We start from the raw sequence: 5,127 nt of genomic DNA on the forward strand, positions 1-5,127 counted from the left end.
ATGCGGAAGCGAATATCCTGACCAATGATCTCCTGGAAGCAGAAGATGCCTTGAATGTGATCAGGAATTCGGCTTCTTTGCCAAGCTATACCGGCGCATTGACAGTGGATGCTCTCACCACAGAACTCCTGAACCAAAGGAGGTACTCCCTCTGGTGTGAGAACCACCGTATGTTCGACTTGAGGAGGTATAACCTGTCTAACACCCTGCCAATCGACAGGGCGGGAGACCAGATCTTCAACGTGATGCCGATACCCTTATCGGAAAACGAATAGACTGAAATGTAAAGGCCGCCTTTTCGGGCGGCCTTTTTTTATGCTGCGAGCTCGATCTTTTTTTCTTCCGAGGTCTCAAGACTGCTCGGCCTGAAATACAACTTGATCCTGTAGGTGATATTGAATAACACAGGTACGATGATCAGGGTGAGGAAGGTGGCGATGATCAGGCCAAAGATCACCGTCCAGGCCAGCGGCCCCCAGAAGATCACGTTATCTCCTCCGACATAGATCTTGGGATCCCCGGTAGAGAAGAGGGAGAAAAAGTCGATGTTCAATCCCACGGCAAGGGGGATGAGACCGAGTACCGTAGTCACCGCTGTCAGGATCACAGGACGCAGCCTGGCCTTCCCGCCTTTGACAATGGCCTCTGTCACGTATTTCATAGGCAGGAGGTCATAATCATCAAGCCCAAGTGCCACTTTCTTTCGATCGATCAGAATCTGCGTATAATCCAGCAGGACCACCCCATTGTTCACTACAATTCCCGCCAGTGCAATGATCCCCATCATGGTCATCATGATCACAAAGGGCCATCCTGTGATCATCAGCCCTCCGAATACTCCGATAAAACTCAGGAAGATGGCCGTCATGATGATGGCAGGTTTGGAGATCCCCCCGAACTGGAAGATCAGGATCAGCATGATGAGTCCGAGCCCAGAGAAAAACGCGCCGACCAGGAATTGCATCTGTTTGTTCTGCTCTTCGATCTGACCTGTAAAGTCGAGTTTCACATCCTCCGGCAGGCCCTGAAAGTTCTCCATCTCCTTCTGGATCTCGGCTACCACTGCCCCTGCATCCGAGAATCCGGGCTTGAGCCCGGAATAGACAGTAACCACCCTTTTGTTGTCCCGGTGTTTGATCGCACTGAAGGAAGAGGTGTTTTTCTGACTGGCTACGGCTGAGACTGGAATTTCCTTGATCCGTCCCGTGGCCTGGTCCCTGAAAATGATATTCTGGTTGAACAGGGCACTCTTGTCATATCTCAGATCCTCTTTAAATCGCACATTGATATCGTAGTCCTCACCATCCACTTTATATACCCCGGCCTTCTCACCAAAGAGGGATCTCCTTAACTGCTGGCCTACCTGGCCTACGCTCACCCCTAATTCTCCGGCTTTCTCGCGGTCTACTTTCACATTCATGGAAGGCTTGCCTTTGTTGACATCGATCTTGAGCTCCTCAATCCCGGCAATGTTCTTCCGGTTGATGAAGTTGCGGATGTTCTCGGCCGTGTTGATCAATACGTCATAGTCCTTGCCTTCCAATTCGATATTGATGGGATACCCTGATGGTGGCCCAACAGCATCCTTTTCCACTGAAATAGAGACCCCCGGATAGATGCCTACAAGATCGTCCTGAATTTCCCTGCGGAGTTCCTCCGTATCCAGACCGTTGCGGTATTTAAACTCTCGCATGGAAAGGGTGATCCTTCCTTTATGGGGCATTTCGGCAGAAGAACCTCCATCGGTATATGGGTTACCCGCGCCTTCTCCTACCTGGGAAACCCCTGATGAGAGGAGGAAGTTATAGTTGCCCTGTTTGTATTTGGGCTTATTGGCGACGGCATAGACCCTGTCTTCTATAGCCTTGGTTAGCTCATCTGTCTTCTCTATAGCGGTACCCTGGGGATACTCAATATAGACATTGATCTCATTGGGGGTGTTGTCAGGAAAGAATTCCACCTTCGTCCTCCCGCTGCCCAGGGATATGCCGAAGAGCATAATGGTAGTTACCAGCAATAATACTGTGATCCCGGCAAACCAATACACGTTCTTCCCCCTGAGCGAATATTTAATCTGCCGCTCATAAAAATTCTCAAAGCGGACCAATGCTGTATTCTGAAACCGTTTAGCCCATTTCTTGATACCGTATTTATAGGCCCAGAAAAGAAGAGCATTGACGATCATCAGGCTGCCGAGCCCGCGCAAACTTCCTCCGAAGATCATGATGAGAAGGCCCAGGCCGCCCAGGATGATACTTATCCTAATCAGTTGCTTGCGTGTAAGTTCCTTATCTCCCACCTCCATATACCGCGATACCAGCATGGAGTTCATAATGATGGCTACAAAAAGAGAAGAGCCGAGTACAACGGAAAGAGTAATGGGGAAGTAGATCATAAACTGCCCGAAAATTCCCGGCCAAAGTCCCAGGGGGACAAAGGCTGCTACCGTAGTAAGTGTAGAGACGATGATCGGAAATGCGATCTCGCCGATCCCCTTCTTTGCTGCGGCGATCCTCGACATGCCTTCCTGCTCCATCAAACGATATACATTCTCAACCACGACCACTCCGTTATCGACCAGCATCCCGAGCCCCATAATCAGGCCAAAGAGGATCATTGTATTCAGGGTATATCCCAGGGCCGATAGGATCATGAATGAGATGAACATGGACATGGGAATGGCAAAGCCGACGAACAGGGCGTTTCTAAAGCCCAGGAAAAACATCAGCACAGTGACCACCAGGATAATCCCGAAGATGATGTTGTTCACCAGGTCGTCTACCTGCCCTAAGGTCCTGCTTGATGAATCGTTGGCAATGGTCAGGGTAAGGTCTTTGGGATAGTAATTGTCCTCCGCATCCTTTACGATTTTCTTGATCTCGTTGATGGCTTCTATCGTATTCCTTCCAGAACGCTTCTTAACATCGAGCATCACCACATTGTCGCCAAATTCACGGGCGTAGGTGGTCTTGTCCTTTTCATCAAAGGTCACCGTGGCTATGTCCTTGAGGTAGATGGCCCCATTATCGGATTTGACCACGAAATCGTTGAGCTCCTTCGGGTCCTCGATCTCCCCTAGGACGCGAATTGTCCTTCTTTGGTTGATCGTTTTGAGGTTGCCGGCAGACATGGTCATATTCCCGTTTGAAATAGCCTGCAGTACGTCCTGGAAGCTTACTTTGGCTGCCATCATCTTGTACACGTCAACGGCTACTTCCACCTCTTTCTCCTGAGCACCCCGGATGTCCACTTCCTTTACCTGAGGCAGGTCCTCAATTCGGTCTTCCAGGTACTCGGCGTATTCTTTCAGTTTTTCGACAGGATAATCGCCCGTGAAATTGATGTTGATGATCGGGATCTGCTCGGCCAGGTTCAGGTCGAACACATTGGGTTCCACCTTGGCCCCGTTGAACAGGGGCCAGTCTTCACCGGCCTTCTCGGCATCTACCTCATCCTTTACCTTTTGTTTGGCCTCTTCTACGGTGATATCCTCGTCAAACTCGGCAGTAATAATGCTGTAATCCTCCTGTGAGGTTGAGGTGAGTTCCACCAGGTTGCTGACGTTCTTGATCCTGTCCTCCAGGGGATCTGTGATCAGCCTTTCCACGTCTTCGGCTGTGTTCCCGGGATACGGGGTGCTGATGTAAACCTTGGTTTCCACCACTTCAGGAAAATCTTCTCTGGGCAGGGCCATATAGGCACTATATCCCATAAAAAGGAATATCGCGATCATGACGTAGACCACAGAGGGATTGTCTATGGCCCAGGAGGATATCCGGAATTCCTTGTTGGCGTTTTTTTGCTGTCTGCTCATGGCTGGTCTTACTTAATGATTTGGACGTCCTGGTTGTCCTTTACACTCCTCGCTCCTTCCTGTATGATCAATTCACCAGCCTGGAGCCCTCCCAGGATCTCTACGAACCTACCCTGGGTCTTACCTGTGGTCACCACCCTTTTCCTGGCTGTCCCTTTCAGTTCGTCCGTAGGATCCTCCGCGATGAAGACGTACTGTTCGCCTTCTGCGTTCTCGGAGATCACACTCTGGGGAATCAGCAGGGCTTGAGGATTGGTGTAATCATTGATCATCACCCTGGCGGTCAGGTTGGGTTTTATGTTCCCTTTTTCATTGGGAACTGGGATTTCAACATTAAAAGAACGGTTATTGGGGTTGATGTAATTCCCGGCCTGCCTTACCCTGGTCTGTACCGAATCGCCCAGAACGGGAAAATACACCTTGGCAAGTGTGCCTTTCTGTATGCTCCCTACATAGGTTTCCGGAACATTCACAGTAATGTACATATGGCTCAGATTCACGATCCTGAACACTTCTGACCCCGGCCCCGGAGCAACTACGGTACCCTGGTCCTTGATCACATCGTCAATGATACCGCTGAAAGGAGCCCGTAAGGCAGATTTGCTCAGTTGTCTTTCTACCTGTTCTACACTGTTTTTTGCAGCTTCGTATGAGGTTTTAGCCTGGAGGTACTGAATTTCGGAACCGATATGTTGCTCCCACAATCTCTTTTGGCGTTCGTAAGTGGTTTCAGCCAGGGCTGCCTGTGCTTTTAACTGCTCTAATTGGCTGGCCATTCCTCCGTCGTCGATCCTTCCCAGCAGCTGACCTTTTACAACCCTATCTCCCTCAGTGACGTAGACGCTTTCCAGCGTACCGGCCATTTCAGGGTAGATGAGCACGTTCTGTTTTGTTGCCACATCTCCCTGTAGTTCGAGGAAATGGTCGAAGTGCTGCTGTACTACCTCAAAGGTATTGACCAGAGGGAGTTTAGTATCTGCATCGAGGATAGAGATCACGGAATCCAGGGCCTGTACCTGATCGCTGATCGCTTTCATCTCTTCCGTTAGGCTGGCCTTTTTGGATCTTATGGCTTCGAGATTCCCATTGGCAATGAGGCTGTCAACGGAATCATTCTGGTTCCCACCGCAGGAGATCAATACGGTCAGAAGGGCCAGGATTGGGATATTCGTTTTCATTTTGGTTTGTGGATTTGTATTGTTCTTAATTGTTGTTCGCTATTACTTCCAGTTCGGTTTTGGCAGTGATCACATTTACCATGGACTGCAGGTACTCTTGCTGGGCACTGTACAATTGGGTCTGCGCTTGCCGGA

The 5,127-nt window shown here is 49.8% G+C and carries 3 protein-coding genes; 1 reads left to right on the forward strand and 2 read right to left on the reverse strand.

Annotated elements, in window-relative coordinates:
- Window positions 1-275, forward strand: a 275-nt coding sequence (locus ABYP73_RS11220; RefSeq protein ID WP_372974381.1) for a RagB/SusD family nutrient uptake outer membrane protein, incomplete at its 5' end; no start/stop codon positions are given.
- A 38-nt stretch (window positions 276-313) separates the two neighbouring features.
- Here the strand turns inward: ABYP73_RS11220 and ABYP73_RS11225 are convergent.
- Together ABYP73_RS11225 and ABYP73_RS11230 are read right to left on the reverse strand one after the other, a co-directional pair.
- Window positions 314-3,814 (reverse strand): efflux RND transporter permease subunit, encoded by a 3,501-nt coding sequence (locus ABYP73_RS11225; protein ID WP_372974382.1) that lies wholly within the window; start codon window positions 3,812-3,814, stop codon window positions 314-316.
- A gap of 8 nt (window positions 3,815-3,822) precedes the next feature.
- The gene (locus ABYP73_RS11230) at window positions 3,823-4,992 is read right to left on the reverse strand and encodes an efflux RND transporter periplasmic adaptor subunit (protein WP_372974383.1); all 1,170 of its coding nucleotides are present in this window, start codon (window positions 4,990-4,992) and stop codon (window positions 3,823-3,825) included.
- Window positions 4,993-5,127: the final 135 nt, after the last annotated feature.

The organism is Muriicola sp., from assembly GCF_041567615.1.
GTDB lineage: Bacteria > Bacteroidota > Bacteroidia > Flavobacteriales > Flavobacteriaceae > Muriicola.